The following is a 16,140-nucleotide window of genomic DNA, read 5'->3' as shown; positions in this document are numbered from 1 at the left end:
CCTCGAGCACCTCTCCTTCGCCTACTCCCCGCTCACGGGCCTCTGCGGGGGCGAGCTCGGGATGCTCGCCCGAGACATCCGCGCCGGACGCACCACGATCCCCGGACGCTCCCGGTACAAGGCCCTCAACCTGATCTTCATCGCACTCGCCAATGGCCGGGTGCGCCATGCCGAGCTCACCTCGTACCTCCGCAAGGAGATGGCCCTCTCGATGTGTCGACGATTGGGGCCTGCCGTGCTGGCGCTCATCGGCACGATCCTCCTGTACTTCTTCGGCCTGCCCCTGCTCGAGCAGCTGGCCGGCGATGCCGGGAACTCCGGCGTCGAGGCATCGCCTTTCCAGGAATGGATGGTGTCGCACGGGCAGGCAGCGTTCAGGAAGCTCATCGCAGGCTTCGCCCTCGGGGCCGTCTTCCTCGTCGCTGTCATCAGCCTGGTCGCGACCTACCGGATCGTGTCGGTGCGATGAGCGATGTCGGAGAGGGAAGGGACAATGCCATCATGACTCGTTCGGACACGCCCGTCGCACGCGACCACCGCATCATCCGAGTGCTGATCGGCCTGCTGGCCCTCGCCTTCCTGGCCTACGGGATCTACTGCGCCAGCGGCGCGCACGTCGCCGACGCCGTGGCGGCGATCCTGGTTGCTGGTCTCTGCGTGTCCGCGATCGTCATCCTCAGCGAACACCCCGTCCGGTCGCGCGCCGGACAGAAGCGCATCATCCGCCTGTTCCTCATCGTTGGCGTCCCGCTCGTCCTGATCGCGCAGATCGCCGCCGCAGTCCTCTAGTCGTCGGCCGGTGATCGCCACCTCGACGGACACCGCCATCCATGAAGGGAAAGAGCCCATGGCCTTCATCGCAATGACCACCGCCGATATGCAGATCGAGCAGCTCGTCAACACGGACACGATCAGCACCGTCGGCGTGACGACGAACCACCGTGTGGGCCAGAGAGTCCTCCGCGTCACCTTCACTGAGGGCACCTCGGTCGACTACCGGCCCGTGACCCCGGGTGGAGGGCTCGAGGACGCACCCGAGCACAAGCCCGCGAGCGACCTCCTGGGCGCCTTCCGCGCGTACATGGATGCCCGCGGCAAGTAACGAATGCGGGCCGGCTGCGAGCCAGCCCCACCCCCGAGCGCCACGAGAAGAAGGGCCGACCCTCGAGGGTTGGCCCTTCCTGTCACTCCCGCCGATGCCGGCCCGCCCGTCGACCGGACGGGCGCCCCGGACGCGCAGCCAGCGTCTCGACTAGACGCAGCACCGCCGCCGCCAGACCCAGCACCGCCGTCACCAGCCCCATGCCCATGACCAGCGCCTCCGTGATCGCTCCGCTCACCTCCTCCCGCCGCCGTGGACCGGCACCCTACCCCCGCCGACCGACGCGCCAGCTGCCCCCCGAGCGAGGACTCACCCCGCCCCCATTGTCTCGTCTGCTACCGTGCTGTATCGTTCGAGACAGGTTGACGAAAGGACCCGCATGGCCGCCTATGCCGACTGGCTCGGACAAGTACTCGACAAGCTCACCGAGTCCCAACGCGCGCAGTTCACGCTCGCCGCCGACGCCTACTACGAGCAGCCCCACATCGTTTCGCGCGACGACATGGACACTGCCGCGAACCAGGCCGACGACGACGCCGCCCTCGGCGCGATCCTGCAGCACATCCGCCGGGAGGGATCGCTCGCCTCGGCCGCCGCTGATGCCCGCGACGCCGACCACGTGCTGACCGGATGGGTTCGCGGCATGGCAGCCCTCGGCATGAGCGAGACCCGCATCTCGGAGGAGACGCGCCTCGCCCGCGCGACCGTCCGCCGCCGCCTCGGCAAGCGCTGAGCCCCGGCCCGCCATGACCACCATCGGATTCCTCCTCCTCGTGGCGGGAGCCGGCGCCCTGGTCATCAACGGTGCCGCATGGCTCGACGCCTCCCGGAACGGGGCCCGCTCCTGGCGCCGCAGTCCCGTACGCCGCACCCTCGTCCTCACCGGCACCGCCGCCGTCGCAGTCGGTACCGTGCTTGTCTGGACCGCACTGCTCTCCTGACCCCCGCCCCGAGAAGAGGCCGTCATGTCCACTCAGATCCCCATCGGCTCCATCGTCCGGCTGCACTCTGAGCTCGGCGATGACGGCCTCATGTGCATCGTCATCGGCGAGAAGCCCGCTTCCGAGTCTCCGGTGTACCGACTCGGCGTGGTGAAGCCGCGGCGCTTCCGTCGGGGTGCCCGCATCCGCCCGCTCCGCGACCGCCTCGTGGACCCCTCGGCCCTCGAGGTCCTGCATCCGAGGCCCTCCCCCTCGAGCCTCGAGGAAGGAGGCGACACGTCTGATTCTGCGGAATCGCAGGCGCTTGAGGCGCAGAAAAAGCAATGGGAGAAGGCCGATCACTATCTCAAGGGTCTGGACCTACCGGGAGTCAGGGGCGACGCTGAGAAGCGTGCAGCACTGCATGCGTGGAAGAAGCATGATCTTCTAACAGGTATCCCGATGGTCACCGCCCTGGTCGGAGGCATCGCGACCCTCGCATCGGGCAAACTTACCGTCGCGGTCGTTACCGTTCTAGGCATAGTTCTCATTGCCGCGATCCATTGGGATGACGGCCGGCGCGTGATGGCTGAGGCTGTGTTGGAGGTGCGGGATAGTCCTCGCCGTTCGCTCAAGGGTGAGGGAGTTGGTGTCGAGTCATCCACGAGCACTAAATCTGGTGCGGGCGGCGGCGCTACCACACGCACGCCGCCCGCTGCCCCCGGGGGGAATCCAGAAACCTTCGCCGGGGACGGGGACACCTTGGCATGAGGACCGGGCGCCGCTTCCGGTGCCCCGTTGGGGTATACCCGAGTGAGCAGATGTGTGTCAGATTGACTGTTTTGGACCTTGTGGCACGGCTGGGCCTACGGGTCCGTAGCTGTCACTCAGGGTCGTGCTCAATCTGGCAGATGTGTCTGGTTGAGGTGTCATCGACTCGTGCAGCAGTCCCGCCGATAGTGATTGTCCGCAAGCCGTCCAGCGCCATGAAGTGGGGTGGCGGTTCATCGGCTTTCGGAAGAGCCTTATCACTCGGGGACATCGTTGAGTTGAGCCTCAATCCGGTCCAGCCTCTCGGTGATATTGCGTAGGTGCTCCACGATAAGCTGGTTCGAACCATCGATTGCCGTCGCCGTCTCGCGTCGCGCACTGGTAACGGTGCGCACCACCCAGACGGTAAGAATGATGAAGATCACGAGGGGTAGTGCGGCGGCAAGGATGACAAGAAATACGGCGGCGGTAAGAGTCATTAAGAAGTCCTTTTCTGTTCTTGATCAATAAGATTCGCAATGAGGGCTGGATCTACTTCGAGCTGAAACGGAGCAACCCAGTAGTGCTTCCGTACTCGACTTTCTCCGAGCTGCTCCACCCCACTCTCGATGAGTCGGGCAGCTTCTAAGCGATTGAGGTGCTGGTAGAGCAGTGGTCGAGACATCCCGAGTCGGCGGGCCAGTTCGCTGACATGGGTTGACTCCGCCTGCAGGGAAGCAATGATCCGTAGGCGGGGCTCACTTCCAAGGGCACTGAGAATCTGTGCGAGCCGTGCAGCATCCATCACACCTCCGGAGCGTCATTGAACTACGACACATGTAAGTATGCACTTACAAGCAGCGGTGCGCAAGCATCTGTCGAGTCTAGTGGGGAGGCTGGCCGCCTACTCGGTGTGGCCGGTCGGGTTGCGGACCGGCCTGCGCCGCCGGTGAGGGCGGGCGGACACGGCGGTCGCCACTAAGCGAGCACCGCGCGCACCGTTGCACGCTGGAGAATCTGGCTGTCTTTCTGGGGTATACCCCACGGGGCAGATCTGTCGCGTAACGGCCGTTTTGGACCCTGTGTGACAGGGGATCCTACGGCGCCGTAGGTGTCACGCAGGGTGGTGCTCAACCTGGCAGATGTGTCTGGTTGAGGTGTCTCCAGCTCGTCAGCAGTCCCCGTGTCGCGTTGGGGTGCGTCGTGGTGGTGATCGGCGCGGCGCCTGTCCTGACTGTCCTGGCCGTTCGTCCGGGTGGTGTCCCTCGGGCGTTTGGTCCGTTATGGAGTCGTGACGTGAATGTCTGGGTGTGGGCTGGGTGGAGGCTGGATGATGACCTCAATCTTCGGCTTCGGAGGGGTGGAGCAGCGGGGTGCTGCGAGTGGGTAGGAGCCTGCGTTGGGTGGTCGTGTGTCGAGCCGGTGGTATCGCCGTGCGTTGTTGTCGGTGGCGTCGCTGAGCATCGCGGGGCTGGTCGCCTCGGGGTTGCCGATGGGATCGGCGCGGGCGGAGGATCCGCCGGTGGAGTCGGCGCCGCAGGTGTCCGCGCCGGTGTCGCCGGAGGAGCTGGACTTCCCGTCGGCGGTGGTGCAGTCGCGCGCGACCGGTGAGCGGGTCGAGGTCACGTCCGAGCGTGGGGAGTCCTCGACGACGTGGGCGAACCCCGACGGGACGGTGACGACGACGCAGTATGCCGCGCCGGTCCGGTTCCAGGACGATGAGGGGGCGTGGCGCGAGTACGACACGACCCTGGTCGAGCAGGAGGACGGGTCGATCTCCCCGAAGGCCGTGCCCGATGGGGTGGTGCTCGCGGGTGAGGTCGAGGGGACGGAGAAGAAGCCCGCGGAGGTCGCGTCGGTCGATGCGGCCGAGGGGACGTCGGTCGCGGTCGCGTGGGAGGACTCGCTCGCCGATCCGGTGGTGAAGGGCTCGGCGGCGACCTATCAGGGGGCATGGCCGGGGATCGATCTGGTCGTGCACGCCACGCGTGACGGTTTCGAGCAGTCCTTCGTGATCGCTGACCGCGAGGCGCTGCTGGACTACTCGGGTGAGTCGGTCGTGGCGAGCGACGGCGGTGGCGAGTCCGCTGCAAGCGATAGCGGTGGCGATGCTTCCGCCGTGGAGAGCGGCCCGGTGACGTGGGACGTGCCGCTGCAGGTGGATGACTCGCTGTCGGTCCGTGAGGTGAAGGGTGAGCGGGTCGAGTTCGTCGATCAGGACGACAAGGTCGTCTCGTCGTTCGAGGTACCGCTGGCGTGGGATGCGAGCGTGGACAAGGCCTCGCGGGAGCATCTCGCGCGGACCGCGGTGAGTGTCGAGGTGCTCGAGCGGAAGAACGGTCTGGTCACGCTGCGTCTGGGCGTGGATCGGGCGTGGCTGCTCGATGAGTCCCGGGTGTTCCCGGTGACGGTGGACCCGGTGTATGCGAAGGCGACGGCGAAGCCGACGTTCGACGCGTTCGTGCAGACCAACTACTCCTCGGACCGTTCTAGTGAGCAGGAGTTGAAGGTCGGCACCTACGACGGGACGAACAAGGCCCGCTCGTTCCTCACCTTCGCGAACTCCTCGTTCAAGGGACTGCAGATCCAGTCCGCCACGCTGAACCTGTATGAGACGTGGTCGTATTCGTGCACGGCGTCCGCGCTGGAGGTCTGGTCGGTGGGGTCGGCGGTGGATTCCTCGGTGCGCTGGACGAACCAGCCGGCGATGGCCGCGAAGCAGGGTTCGGTGAACGTCGCGAAGGGCGCGAACAGCTCCTGCGCGGCAGGCTGGGTGAACATCCCGATCACGAACCTCGCGAAGTCCTGGTCCACGAGCAGCGCGGCTTCGGTGTCGCTGGGACTGAAGGCCGGCACGGAGACGAGCACGGTGGGGTGGAAGCGGTTCGGGTCGATGGAGTCGACGACGCCCCCGTCGATCACCTTCACGTACGACCGCAAGCCCAACCAGGCCACCGTCCCGGTCGTCGCCAATACTGGTACCTACCAGGACGCCTCCTACTCCGGTCAGAAGCGGCCGGCCCTCTCGACGACCGCGACGGATCCCGATGGCAACACGGTCTCCGCGGAGATCCAGGTCCACACCTCCACCGCCGGTAATGCGAGCACTCTCCTGGGCCGCTGCACCACGGCGAAGGGAACTTCCGGGCAGACGCTCTCGTGCGCGCCGGGCTTCGACTTCCCCGACAACACGACGCTGTACCTGCGGGCGAAGGCGACCGATGAGATCGGTGTCGCCGGGTTGTGGTCGGGATGGAAGGCGGTCAAGACCGCGCAGGCCACGCCGGCGAAGCCATCGATCTCCTGTGGGTCCACCTACAAGAACGGCGGGTGGGTGCAGACGAAGCCCGGCGCCGATGTGCCCTGCACGATCACGGCGCCGACGACGACGGGCAACAACCAGGCGATCCAGCTGGACTACCGCATCGACGGGCAGACGACCGCGACCACGGTCGCCGTGACCGCCGGCTCGTCGGTGAGCGTGAAGCTCCCCAAGTCCGAGGGCGGGCATCAGATCCGTGCCCGAGTGATCACCGCGTCCCGGCTGACCAGTGACGCGGCGGTGTTCGCGACCGGCTGGGGCGGGCCCTCCCTGCTGTCGCCGGGGCCGCTGGCCGCGTCCAACGGCTCGTTCAAGGTGCTGGCGAAGGCACCGCCGGCCACGGCGAACGAGACCACCGTGTCCGCGCAGATGCAGTGGCGGATCGCCGGCACCGAGGGGGCCTGGACCAACGCCGGTGCCGCGACGAACGTGACGACCACGGTGGGCCAGGAAGTGACCCTGTCCTCCACCTTCGATGCCGCGACCGCCCTGGCCGCCGCGAACAACACCTCCCGCGGACCGGTGCGGATGCAGTTCCAGGTGTGCTTCACCTACTCCGGCGTGTCCAAGGCTTCCTGCACCGGCGACACCGACGAGAGCGTCCTGGTCCGCGTCCCCCACGCCTTCGGTGGCGGCTACCCCACCACGGACGTGGAGGCCGGGCAGGTCGCCCTGTACACGGGTGAGTTCCAGACGACGGCGACGGATGTGTCCGTGCCGGGCTACGGCTCGAACATCTCCATCGACCGCTCCCACCTCTCCTACACCGGCACCGGGGATGTGAAGGACTGGCCCGTAGATGGGGTGACGGGGGTGTTCGGCCCTGGGTTCACTGCGAACCTCGAGGGTGATGACGCGACCGGTCTCGCCGGGATGCACGTGGTCGATCAGCGGATGAGCGACGGGACGATCGCCCTGGTCGATGACGAGGGTGAGCCGCTGGTGTTCGTGAACCCCACCGGGAAGGTCGGCACCGTGACCGGTGCCCTGCTGCCCGGCACGGAGGACACCGAACTTTCCGGGGTCACCGCGCAGATCACCGGCACCGCGGCGGCGCCGAAGCTGCTGGTGACCGACGACGACGGCACGATCACGACGTTCACCCCGGTGACGGGTGGGGCGAGCAAGAACCTCCTCTGGCACCCGGCGTCGATCACCGAGCCGGGCCAGGCCGGTGCGACGACCTTCGGTCACGACGCGACGACGGGCGCGGTGACGCGGATCGTCGCGCCGCTGCCCGACGGGCTCACCGGCACGGCGTGCCCGACCAGTGGGACGCTCTCTCCGGGGTGCCGGGCGATCGACCTGACCTACACCACCGTCACCGATCCGAACGGGAAGCAGGCGCAGCGCCTGTCGAGCGTCGCGGCGGTGATGTACAACCCGGCGACGAAGCAGGTCGAGTCGAAGCCGGTGACCACCTACACCTACGACGCGCTCACGCGCCTGTCGAAGGTGACGGACGTCCGCTCGAACCTCTCCACCACGTACACGTGGGACGGCTCCACGACGCGGATCAAGACCATCACGCCCTCGGGTCTGGCCGGCTACACGGTGACCTATGCCGCGAACCCTGACACCTCGATCCCCACGCAGGTCGTCAAGAACGTCCAGCGCGGCGCGCAGACCAGCGGCGGTGCGGCGGTGCAGATCGCCTCGATCGTCTATGACGTCCCGGTCTCCGGGACGGGCCTGCCGAACCTCTCCGAGACGGGGATCAGCGCCTGGGTGAAGGATGAGAAGGATTCTGCGGAGTACGCGGGACAGAAGCCCGTGAACGGGTACGCGGTGTTCTCCTCGGACCACCCGGTCACCGCACTGGTGGGGAAGTCCCTGTCGGCGGCGGATCTGCAGTACGCGGATCTGCAGTACATCAACGCCGAGGCGTACACCATCAACTCCGCCTCCTACGGGGCGGGGGACTGGCAGATCACCGCCGCCCGCTACGACGAGCAGGGCAACGTGATCCGCGAGCTCGATGCGGGGGCGGTCGCTACGGCGATCGCGACCCCGGACCTGGATGGTCCGGGGGTGGATGCCCTGTCCACGCAGACCTTCTACAACACCGACCAGAAGAACAGTGCCGGCGATGTGGTGCTGTCGGCGGGGTCGGTGGTCACTGACGAGTTCGGGCCGGCGCGGGACGTGCTCCTGGCCGATGGGAGCACCACGGCGCGACTGCGCCCCCACACCGCGACCGTCTACGACGGCGACGCCCCTCATGAGGGCGTGAATCCGGCGACCGGTCAGGCCTACGCCCTGCCGACCACCGTCACGGTCGACGCGGTCACCACGGACAGCACCCCGGGGAACATCACCGCCCTCGAGCAGGTCTCCACGACCACCAACACCTACACCCCGATCGACGGGAAGGGCGTGGATGACCCGACCTCCGGATGGGTCCTCGGCGTGCCGACCACGGTGAAGGACAGTCTCGGGCGGACTACGAAGCAGCGCTTCGACGCCCGCGGGAAGCTAATCGAGTCCCGCATGCCCGCCTCGAACGGGACGGACGCGGGGACGACGAAGGCGATCTACTACACCGCCGCCGCCAACAGCGAGGACGCCTCGTGCGGGGCGAGTGACCAGGCGAAGGCCTGGGCCGGCGAGATCTGCCGGACCTTCCCGGCCGCGGCGCCGAGCAGCGGCCCGACCCTGCCCTCGACGAAGGTCACCGGCTACGACTTCTGGCTCGCCCCGACCACCACGGTCGAGACGTCCAGCTCCGCGTCGCGCACCAGTCACGTCACCTACGACGCGGCAGGGCGGGCGATCTGGACGAAGACCTCCACCAGCGGGGTCACCGGCTCGATCGCGCAGGACGCGATCTTCACCCAGTACAACCAGACCACGGGCCTGGTCGACGCGGTCGGTGTCTCCAATGCGATGAACACCGGCATCGGGACGGTCAAGGAGTCCTACACGTACGACCTGTGGGGCAAGGAGACCAGCTACACCAACCAGCTCGGCGACAAGACCACCACCGCCTACGACACCGCAGCGCGCGTGGTCAAGGTGACCGACCCCAAGGGCACCACCACCTTCACCTATGACGGCAACGACGCGAACGGCAAGGCCGAGCGGCGCAGCCTGGTCACTACTCAGACCATCACCCGCACCGGCAGCGACGCCCTCACCTATACAGCGGCCTACGACGCCGACGGCGCGATGACCACGGAGAAACTCCCCGGCGCCATCACCGCCACCCACCTCGTCGACGAGGCAGGCGAGGAGGTAGGGCTGACCTACGCGGGGCAGCTCACCGATCCCGATTCCGGCGAGGTGAGCACGGGGGCGTGGCTCGCCTGGTCCCAGACCAACGACATCCTCGGCCGCGTCCGCACCGACTCCGCGACCTTCGCCTCGCAGATCGCGGCAGCCGCCAGCGTCGAGGCCGATGCAGAGAGCGCGGTGGAGGACCCGCTGGACTTCGACCACCGCTACACCTACGACAAGGGAGGGAACCTCACCAAGGTCGAGGACCTCACCGGCCTACCCGTCGGCGGCAGTGAGGTGAGCCCCTACACGGTGCGGGACTACACGTTCACCACCAACGGCGCCCGCAAGACGCTCAAGGAGACGATCCACGCGGACGGCACCACGACAGGAGCCGCGACCACCGGCGTCGACCAGTCCCTCACCTACGACACGGCGGACCGTCTCACCGGCGGTTACGTCTACGACTTGCTGGGCCGGCAGACCACGGTCCCGGCCGCGCACGCCCCGAACACGGCCGGCGGGGACATCACGCTTAAGTACTTCGACAGTGACCTCCCGGCGAAGGTCACGCAGGGAGGGACGGTCACGTCGTTCACCCTGGACGTCGCGCAGCGGCGGCTCGTGCAGTCCTCCGTGACCGCGTCGAAGACCACGACCACCACCCGCCACTACACGGACAGCTCGGACAACCCTTCCTGGATCGAGACGGCCCGTCCGGACGGGACCAGCGAGACCCTGCGGTACACGAGCTCGATCAGCGGGGACCTCGGCGCGTCGATCGCGACCGACGGTGGCACGTCGCTGATGCTGCCCAACATCCACGGCGACACCGTCACCACCATCCCCATCCCGGACGGCACCCCCGCCACCACGGCAGCGACGACGATCGCCGGCTGGTCCAGCTACACCGAATACGGCACCCCCATCGACCCCGCCCAAACCGCAGCTGTCGGCACCAGCGCCGGCTACGGCTGGCTCGGAACCAAAGAACGCTCCACCACCACCGAGACCGCGGGCCTGACGCTGATGGGCGTCCGGTTCTACAATCAGGTGACCGGCGCGTTTACCAGCCTTGACCCGATCATCGGCGGCAACGCCACCGCGTACAACTATCCGACCGACCCTGTTGGCTCGTTCGATCTAGACGGACGCTGCATCAAATCGATGTGTCCGAAGCCAGAGGGAGGCGGCACGCTCGGAGGCCGGGCCCCGAAGGGCAAGGGGAAATCGGGGACCCGATCCGGGGGGACCACTCAGCAGGGTCGATCCGGGTATAAGAGCAATCTTCGGACAGGGCAGAGGGCGCATCATGATTTTAACTCCTACTTGGAAAAAACTGGGCGCAGGCCCGCTTATGTGAAGACGATTCGATGCAATGGTCGCAGGTGCGCCCCGGACGGCTGGACGAGGGATGGTCGACCAATTGAGCTCAAGCCGGACAACAAGCGAGCCATCAGGAAGGGTCGGCGACAGCTCTCAAAGTACGAGAAAGCGGCAGGTAAGGGTCAAGGCGAGCTTTGGGTCTATCGCTACTCCAAGAGTGGACGACTTACTTTCCATAAAGTCTCCCGATGGTAATATTTGTGGTGACATGCAGTTAGGATCACTTACCGATGAAGATTCCCCACAGTGCGATATCGAAGACTCTCAAAGACGCCGGATTCCGCAGGTCAGGTAAGCAATCTTGGCGACTCGATAAAGAGCAGATCGTGTGGCGCGTGAAGCTTGAGGGCGCCAACTCGGAGAGGGATGGGATTCAGGTTGCTATCGATGCCGCAGCTCCTGGTAGAAAGCGCTTCGAGCCTCAAATCTGGTTTCTACTCACAGGCTTGATGGGAGAGGATTCCCTATATGACGCTCGCGCTGACGAAGTTGGAGTGCGCATTGATGAAGACTTCAAAACTGCGGCAATCCCGCTTATAGCTCGCTACAATACTTTTCGGCACCTCTGGGAGGCTCTGCTGTATGGGGAAATTGCCGACGATCCAAGTCGAGGGCGACCAAGCAAGTTTGCGGCCCTATCTGCACTCCAGGCGGCTGTGTTTTTTGATCTTGGAGACGACTATGTAGAGGATGCGCTGGAATACATGGTGATGCGTGGCTGGAAGTTTGATGCTGCAGATCTGGAGGCCGAGATAGTGGACATCGCTCCCGAGTCGCTTATGCGCTGACGGGGCCGGGAATGGGTCGTGATTGCCCAGCGGTCGTGGCCGGCCTACCCCACATCACGCTCAGTTCATCGCTACTCGTTCGGTGAGTAGTGATCGGCGTTATCTGGTGCGAGGAGGTCGTGTCGATGACTTGCTCCGCGCTGTCATTCTGGGGTATACGCAGTGCGACGGATGTGTCGTAAAAGTGTCGATTTGGGCCCTATTGAGAACCGTAAATAACGGACCGGTAAATGTCATGCTGGGGTGCCCTAGTTCGGCACATGCCTTGACTCGTTGCTTCGTGCTAATGGCCGCGGGCGAGTCGGACGGGCCGCCGTGCTGGCAGCTCACGTCCACGTCCCCAAGAGGAGGTGCCCCTGGAATATCGCCGGCCTCGACCGCGAGTGGGTTGCGGAGCTATCCCCGAGAGGGACGACGACGCTAGCTCGTCGCGTCATCCAGACCCCCTGGAGGTGCGCATCGAGGAACATTCGGCCGAGCAGTGCCATGTCTCCGAGCTCCAGCAACGGTTCCGGTAGCACTCCAGGCGTCTACGGGCCGCGGGCTTCTCGATGTGGCTCTGGCCCAGTTCCAGGGTTTTGCTTGCAAACTGTCTACGGGGAGTCTTCTAGTTTCTCTCCCGAGCTCGTGCTCCGGCCGAGGCGCCAACGAATCCCATTGGTCTCAACCGTCAGTGTCGGCAGGGGCCGTCGACGGATGAGGCTGGGTCGATACGTCACTTCTCCCTCGCCCTGCAGGTAGGCGCGTGCTAAATGGGCGAGGTCTCGCAATTCCGCTTCTTTGTCCGCCTCATTGCCGTCATAGTCGAAGCGGATGGTGCCTACGTCCAGGTCGATGACGTGAACCTCGAACCATTCGTAACTTGCCACTAGGGAGGCATGGCGCTCTCGACCGTTGTGAGTCTTGAGGCTGCTCAACAGCATGCGGTATGCGTAAGGGGCTTCGTGGTCGTCCTCTTCCTTGCGGAATGCGTAGTGGTCGAAGACCTCCTCCACGACGCGGTGGAGCACTGCTCTGATGTCGACGGGCACGCCCTCAGTGTGACAGTCAGGAGTCCCTTCTGGCGGCCTCTCGATGAGAGGGAATGACGACACTTGGCTGCGACTCGGGCACGTTTGCTCCCGGATCACGCCACACCAGACCCTGTCCGAGCGATTGGTTGCCGGCCGCTCCACTAGCCCTCGAACGCTTCCCAGGCGCGCTCGGACTTGTCATGATCCAGTCAGGTCAGCGCGTACGCGACCTCGCCTCGCCCATCGTGGAACCCGCCGTGCTCCCACTCGTCGATCTCCCTGTCGAGCACCTCCCCGTCGAGCAGATGGTCCTCGAAACGTCCGTCCGGATACTCGACGAAGAGGAGGGCGGCTTCGCGGGGGTCAGACCAGCTGCGCCACCACAAGTGCCCGGCTATCTGCGTCCTTAGGGTTGTCGAGTCGATATAGAGCAGCCCGACCCTTCCCTGGGCATCAGCGAAGCGGGCGACCCTGCGCCGGAACGGCGCAAAGCGAGGATGAGGCACGTCTTCGGGCTCAGGCATCGGGAACGGGCTCCACGGCATGCCTCATTCTGACAGAGAGCACCGAAGCTTCGAGGTTATCCGCTCCGGCTGACTGCGGCGCCAGACCGTCGCAATCGGGTATACCCCAGTGCGCAGATGTGTCACGAAAGTGCTGGTTTGGACCCTGCGTGACGAGGAAAGCTACGGTCGCGTAACTGTCCTACAGGGTGGTCCTCAAAACGACAGATCTGTCGCATTGAGGTGGCTAGTTTCGTGCAGCCAGTCTACTTTTCTTGCGCGGCACGCTTGCGCTCTCGAGATGGCGTGCGCTGCTCCGCAGGCCCACCCAGGCGATCCCCGTGACGAGGACGATCCCGGCGATCATGAGTAGCGCTGCATGGAGAGCTTCAGCGTAGGCGGCGGGAGCACCGGGGTGGCCAGCGGCTACTCGCGCCGCGAGCTCAGGGTCGTCGGCCAGGCTAGACGTGACGAGGGCGGCAAGGGTCGCTGAGTAGGCAGCCACAGCCACCGCCTCTGACCCGATGCGTACGAAGTTCAGCAGGCCCGCCGCGCTTCCGCTTGACTCCTCGGGAACCTGGCCGAGCGCTTCGGCGTCCACGAGCCCTAGAGGTAGCCCGAACCCGAGGCCGAGCAGTAGCATCGGCGCGAGGATCAGGACGATCGATCCGCCTGGGCTGAGAAAGAGTAGCCCCAGGGCCCCCATGATCAGAGTTAGAAAAGACGTCACGAGCACGGCAGTGCTACTCAGTCGCGTCCGAGACATGAGAGCGCCCACTGCTAACGGGGACACCATGACCGGTGCAGTCGCGAGCAACATGAATGCTCCTGACGCCGCCGCCGACATCCCCCGGACCGCCCCGAGGGCGTTGGGGAGGTAGGTCAGTAGCGTGACAAAACCGACCGCTCCCGCTACCGGCACGAGGAGCATTGCGGTGAATCCCCGGTGACGCAGTAGACGGAGATCCAGCAGAGGTGCCCGTCCTCCCGGCCGCTCTGCCCGCACTCGGGGCACGTTGCCTGAGCCGATCAGTGCGAGCGCAAGCATGAGCGCCTGCACTCCGAACACCCCGCGCCACCCCACCAAGTCAACGAGTGACCCGGACACGCTGGGGCCCAAAGCGAGACCGATTCCGTTCGCCGTCCCAAAAAATGCGAACGCTCGCGTGCGCGCCGTTCCTTTCCATCCGCCGGAGATAGTCGCGGATGCGCCGGTGAGCACAGCGGCGGCACCAGTCCCGGCTACGATGCGAGCGGCATCGAGCAGCAGCAGGCTCGGGGCAAGAGCGCTGCCAAGCGCCCCGACAAGGACGATGGCCACCCCTGCGCGAAAGGTGCGGTCGTGGCCCACGCGGTCAGCGAGGGAACCCCAAGATAGGGTCATCACCGCGAAGGCCAGGTTGAATCCGTTGACCACGCCCTGCAGCTGCCAAGGTACGGCTCCGAGGTCGTCGCTCACCGCTGGCAGGGCTACCGCTGTTCCTGCGATGGATAGGGGGATCACCAGTTGCGCGAGCAGGATGACGGGAAGGGCGAGAAGGCGGGGTTGACGAGCGGTGTTGTTCATAGCAGTCCCATAGGTTCGATACATGACGAACCTATGGGAGCATGCAGGCAGGTGCGATGTCAATCGAACCTTGTGATTGGGTTACCTCTCATCTGTGAGCGGTCGCGCCAGACTCAACCCGCCGATCCGTCCTCGATTTCCACTAAGGCGAGCAGGCCTGGGAAGCGGCGTTCGACGTCGTCGCGGCGCAGTGTCACTCCGCTCATGTTTCCGCGGTCCACCTGGTGAACGAGGCCCGCTTCGCGCAGCACTTTGAAGTGATGAGAGCGTGTGGATTTTGAGACCGGCAGGCCAAAGCTCGTGCACGTTCGCTCTGTCCCATCCTCGCTGCGCACGAGCTCGCGCACCACATGGCGACGATGATCGTCTGCGAGAGCCGCGAGCACATCGGCTAGGCGCATCTCCTGGGCCGTGGGCTGGGTGCACTCGTCCGGCATGACGCCTCCTGTCTTTGGTTCGCCCCCCATCGTACCTCCGACCCTTGGGGCCGTCGGAAGCCTGGTTGGCCTCAGCGGCCCGTAACGGTGGGGTATACCCCGCGCGACAGATGTGTCGCAGAAGTGCCGAATCCGACCCTTTTGGCAACCGTAAATGATTAGCGGGTAACTGTCCTGCTGGGGTGCCCCAGTGTGGGCCAGCCGGACATCGCCGAGGCTGACACGGCAGGAGCGTGCCAGGGCGCTACGATGGACAGTTGCGGGGGAGTCGGCACGCGCAGTGTTGCCAGGGGTGCCCGTATTCTTCGCCGTACAGATCACCTAGCGCAGCTGCACGGCCTCGTGGATCTTCGAGCTCGAGGGCGTAGCGCGGGTTGGCGCTGCAAATAGGGAGGAGGGGGTATGGGCGATGCGCTGCTGGTGATTGGCGCGCTGTCAGTCGTGGCATCGATCGTCCTGGGATTCGTTGCAGCCCCAGAGGGTGAGTCTTGGTTCCACAAGCTTGTTTGGCTAAGAGAGCTAAGTGTTGGCCAGGGGCTGCGCAATCTGCGGCTCGGCATGCTGGTGGGGGGTGTGCTGCTCGTTGCTGCATCGCAGGTGCTTAGCGAAGGCTGGCTTACCACTGGGCTTCAGAAGATATTCATGGAGAATACGGCAGGTAACGATTGGCTTGACTGGGGACTTCTTTTCATGCCGGCCATAGTGAGCTTGGCAGCTTATATGCTGATGGATACGGCGGAGAAGTGGCCGGATAAATCCACTGCGGCACGCGTGCGCTTGGTCGCTCTGGCGGTTATCAAGTACATCGTACTATTGCCGCCGCTGGCTATCGTTATGGCGTTCTTTCTTTTCGCGGTCGAGAAGGGCTAGTCGCTACGACCCTCAAGAAGGTTGAGCGTTTGCGACGCCCGGGCAATAGCAAGCAGCGATTATTTATTGCGGGCGACTGGCCTGGAGCGGTTGGCGCAGTGCGCTAGGTCGTCGACGGGCACACCGCAGCTCCCGTGTCGGCCCGGCGCCGAAAGCGTTCCTCGTCCACACCAGCCGCTCTGCCGGACTGTCGACGCACGAAGTCGGCGAGTCATGAAACGACCGCGTGAGCCGTGCGAGGCCTGCGTTTGACGACTGTCCTGAAT

Annotated in this window: 15 protein-coding genes; 9 read left to right on the top strand and 6 right to left on the bottom strand. The window is 65.3% G+C overall.

Annotated features, from left to right (window positions below; all coding sequences use genetic code 11):
• From ACYVAP_RS15580 to ACYVAP_RS15555, 6 genes are all read left to right on the top strand, one after another.
• The coding region (locus ACYVAP_RS15580; RefSeq protein WP_498861410.1) for a hypothetical protein at nt 1-469 on the top strand (469 nt) is incomplete at its 5' end.
• 32 nt (nt 470-501) lie between these two features.
• Nucleotides 502-789, top strand: a complete 288-nt coding sequence (locus tag ACYVAP_RS15575) for a hypothetical protein (protein WP_498861409.1) — start codon at nt 502-504, stop codon at nt 787-789.
• Between the two features lie 58 nt (nt 790-847).
• Nucleotides 848-1,102, top strand: a complete 255-nt coding sequence (locus ACYVAP_RS15570) for a hypothetical protein (protein WP_498861408.1) — start codon at nt 848-850, stop codon at nt 1,100-1,102.
• Nucleotides 1,103-1,481: 379 nt separating this feature from the next.
• A complete protein-coding gene (locus ACYVAP_RS15565; RefSeq protein ID WP_498861407.1) occupies nt 1,482-1,835 on the top strand; it encodes a hypothetical protein in 354 nt (117 codons plus the stop codon).
• Nucleotides 1,836-1,848: 13 nt separating this feature from the next.
• Nucleotides 1,849-2,043 (top strand): hypothetical protein, encoded by a 195-nt coding sequence (locus tag ACYVAP_RS15560; protein ID WP_498861406.1) that lies wholly within the window; start codon nt 1,849-1,851, stop codon nt 2,041-2,043.
• Nucleotides 2,044-2,067: 24 nt separating this feature from the next.
• Nucleotides 2,068-2,793, top strand: coding sequence for a hypothetical protein (locus ACYVAP_RS15555; RefSeq protein ID WP_498861405.1), 726 nt, complete (start codon nt 2,068-2,070; stop codon nt 2,791-2,793).
• Between the two features lie 257 nt (nt 2,794-3,050).
• On the opposite strand, the gene ACYVAP_RS15550 is transcribed toward ACYVAP_RS15555, so the two are convergent.
• Together ACYVAP_RS15550 and ACYVAP_RS15545 are read right to left on the bottom strand one after the other, a co-directional pair.
• The gene (locus ACYVAP_RS15550; protein WP_498861404.1) at nt 3,051-3,272 is read right to left on the bottom strand and encodes a hypothetical protein; all 222 of its coding nucleotides are present in this window, start codon (nt 3,270-3,272) and stop codon (nt 3,051-3,053) included.
• A complete protein-coding gene (locus ACYVAP_RS15545; RefSeq protein WP_498861403.1) occupies nt 3,272-3,577 on the bottom strand; it encodes an ArsR/SmtB family transcription factor in 306 nt (101 codons plus the stop codon). Before ACYVAP_RS15545 ends, ACYVAP_RS15550 begins: the two co-directional genes overlap by 1 nt.
• A 717-nt stretch (nt 3,578-4,294) precedes the next feature.
• On the opposite strand from ACYVAP_RS15545, the gene ACYVAP_RS15540 reads away from it, so the two are divergent.
• Together ACYVAP_RS15540 and ACYVAP_RS15535 are read left to right on the top strand one after the other, a co-directional pair.
• Nucleotides 4,295-10,891, top strand: coding sequence for a DNRLRE domain-containing protein (locus ACYVAP_RS15540; RefSeq protein ID WP_498861402.1), 6,597 nt, complete (start codon nt 4,295-4,297; stop codon nt 10,889-10,891).
• A gap of 35 nt (nt 10,892-10,926) precedes the next feature.
• Nucleotides 10,927-11,484 (top strand): hypothetical protein, encoded by a 558-nt coding sequence (locus ACYVAP_RS15535; RefSeq protein ID WP_498861401.1) that lies wholly within the window; start codon nt 10,927-10,929, stop codon nt 11,482-11,484.
• A gap of 593 nt (nt 11,485-12,077) precedes the next feature.
• Here the strand turns inward: ACYVAP_RS15535 and ACYVAP_RS15530 are convergent.
• The 4 genes from ACYVAP_RS15530 to ACYVAP_RS15515 all read right to left on the bottom strand — a co-directional run bounded on the left by ACYVAP_RS15530 (nt 12,078) and on the right by ACYVAP_RS15515 (nt 15,004).
• Complete coding sequence (locus ACYVAP_RS15530; RefSeq protein ID WP_498861400.1) at nt 12,078-12,515, bottom strand: hypothetical protein; 438 nt, start codon at nt 12,513-12,515, stop codon at nt 12,078-12,080.
• 191 nt (nt 12,516-12,706) lie between these two features.
• Nucleotides 12,707-13,021: a hypothetical protein gene (locus ACYVAP_RS15525; RefSeq protein ID WP_498861399.1), complete on the bottom strand. Its 315-nt coding sequence runs from the start codon at nt 13,019-13,021 to the stop codon at nt 12,707-12,709.
• A gap of 226 nt (nt 13,022-13,247) precedes the next feature.
• Nucleotides 13,248-14,567, bottom strand: coding sequence for an MFS transporter (locus ACYVAP_RS15520; RefSeq protein WP_498861398.1), 1,320 nt, complete (start codon nt 14,565-14,567; stop codon nt 13,248-13,250).
• 113 nt (nt 14,568-14,680) lie between these two features.
• Complete coding sequence (locus tag ACYVAP_RS15515; protein ID WP_103384473.1) at nt 14,681-15,004, bottom strand: ArsR/SmtB family transcription factor; 324 nt, start codon at nt 15,002-15,004, stop codon at nt 14,681-14,683.
• Between the two features lie 402 nt (nt 15,005-15,406).
• Between ACYVAP_RS15515 and ACYVAP_RS15510 the strand changes: the two genes are divergently transcribed.
• Nucleotides 15,407-15,874: a hypothetical protein gene (locus ACYVAP_RS15510; RefSeq protein WP_498861397.1), complete on the top strand. Its 468-nt coding sequence runs from the start codon at nt 15,407-15,409 to the stop codon at nt 15,872-15,874.
• Nucleotides 15,875-16,140 lie beyond the last annotated feature (266 nt).

This window comes from Brachybacterium horti, assembly GCF_054777615.1.
The sequence above is the reverse complement of the archived record's forward strand: the minus strand, read 5'-3'. Positions and strand labels throughout refer to the sequence as shown.

Bases quoted from the DNA above. Each gene is read 5' to 3' on its own strand.
- ACYVAP_RS15575 (WP_498861409.1), top strand. From the start codon at position 502: ATGACTCGTTCGGACACGCCCGTCGCACGCGACCACCGCATCATCCGA.
- ACYVAP_RS15570 (WP_498861408.1), top strand. From the start codon at position 848: ATGGCCTTCATCGCAATGACCACCGCCGATATGCAGATCGAGCAGCTC.
- ACYVAP_RS15565 (WP_498861407.1), top strand. From the start codon at position 1,482: ATGGCCGCCTATGCCGACTGGCTCGGACAAGTACTCGACAAGCTCACC.
- ACYVAP_RS15560 (WP_498861406.1), top strand. From the start codon at position 1,849: ATGACCACCATCGGATTCCTCCTCCTCGTGGCGGGAGCCGGCGCCCTG.
- ACYVAP_RS15555 (WP_498861405.1), top strand. From the start codon at position 2,068: ATGTCCACTCAGATCCCCATCGGCTCCATCGTCCGGCTGCACTCTGAG.
- ACYVAP_RS15550 (WP_498861404.1), bottom strand. From the start codon at position 3,272: ATGACTCTTACCGCCGCCGTATTTCTTGTCATCCTTGCCGCCGCACTA.
- ACYVAP_RS15545 (WP_498861403.1), bottom strand. From the start codon at position 3,577: ATGGATGCTGCACGGCTCGCACAGATTCTCAGTGCCCTTGGAAGTGAG.
- ACYVAP_RS15535 (WP_498861401.1), top strand. From the start codon at position 10,927: ATGAAGATTCCCCACAGTGCGATATCGAAGACTCTCAAAGACGCCGGA.
- ACYVAP_RS15525 (WP_498861399.1), bottom strand. From the start codon at position 13,021: ATGCCTGAGCCCGAAGACGTGCCTCATCCTCGCTTTGCGCCGTTCCGG.
- ACYVAP_RS15520 (WP_498861398.1), bottom strand. From the start codon at position 14,567: ATGAACAACACCGCTCGTCAACCCCGCCTTCTCGCCCTTCCCGTCATC.
- ACYVAP_RS15515 (WP_103384473.1), bottom strand. From the start codon at position 15,004: ATGCCGGACGAGTGCACCCAGCCCACGGCCCAGGAGATGCGCCTAGCC.
- ACYVAP_RS15510 (WP_498861397.1), top strand. From the start codon at position 15,407: ATGGGCGATGCGCTGCTGGTGATTGGCGCGCTGTCAGTCGTGGCATCG.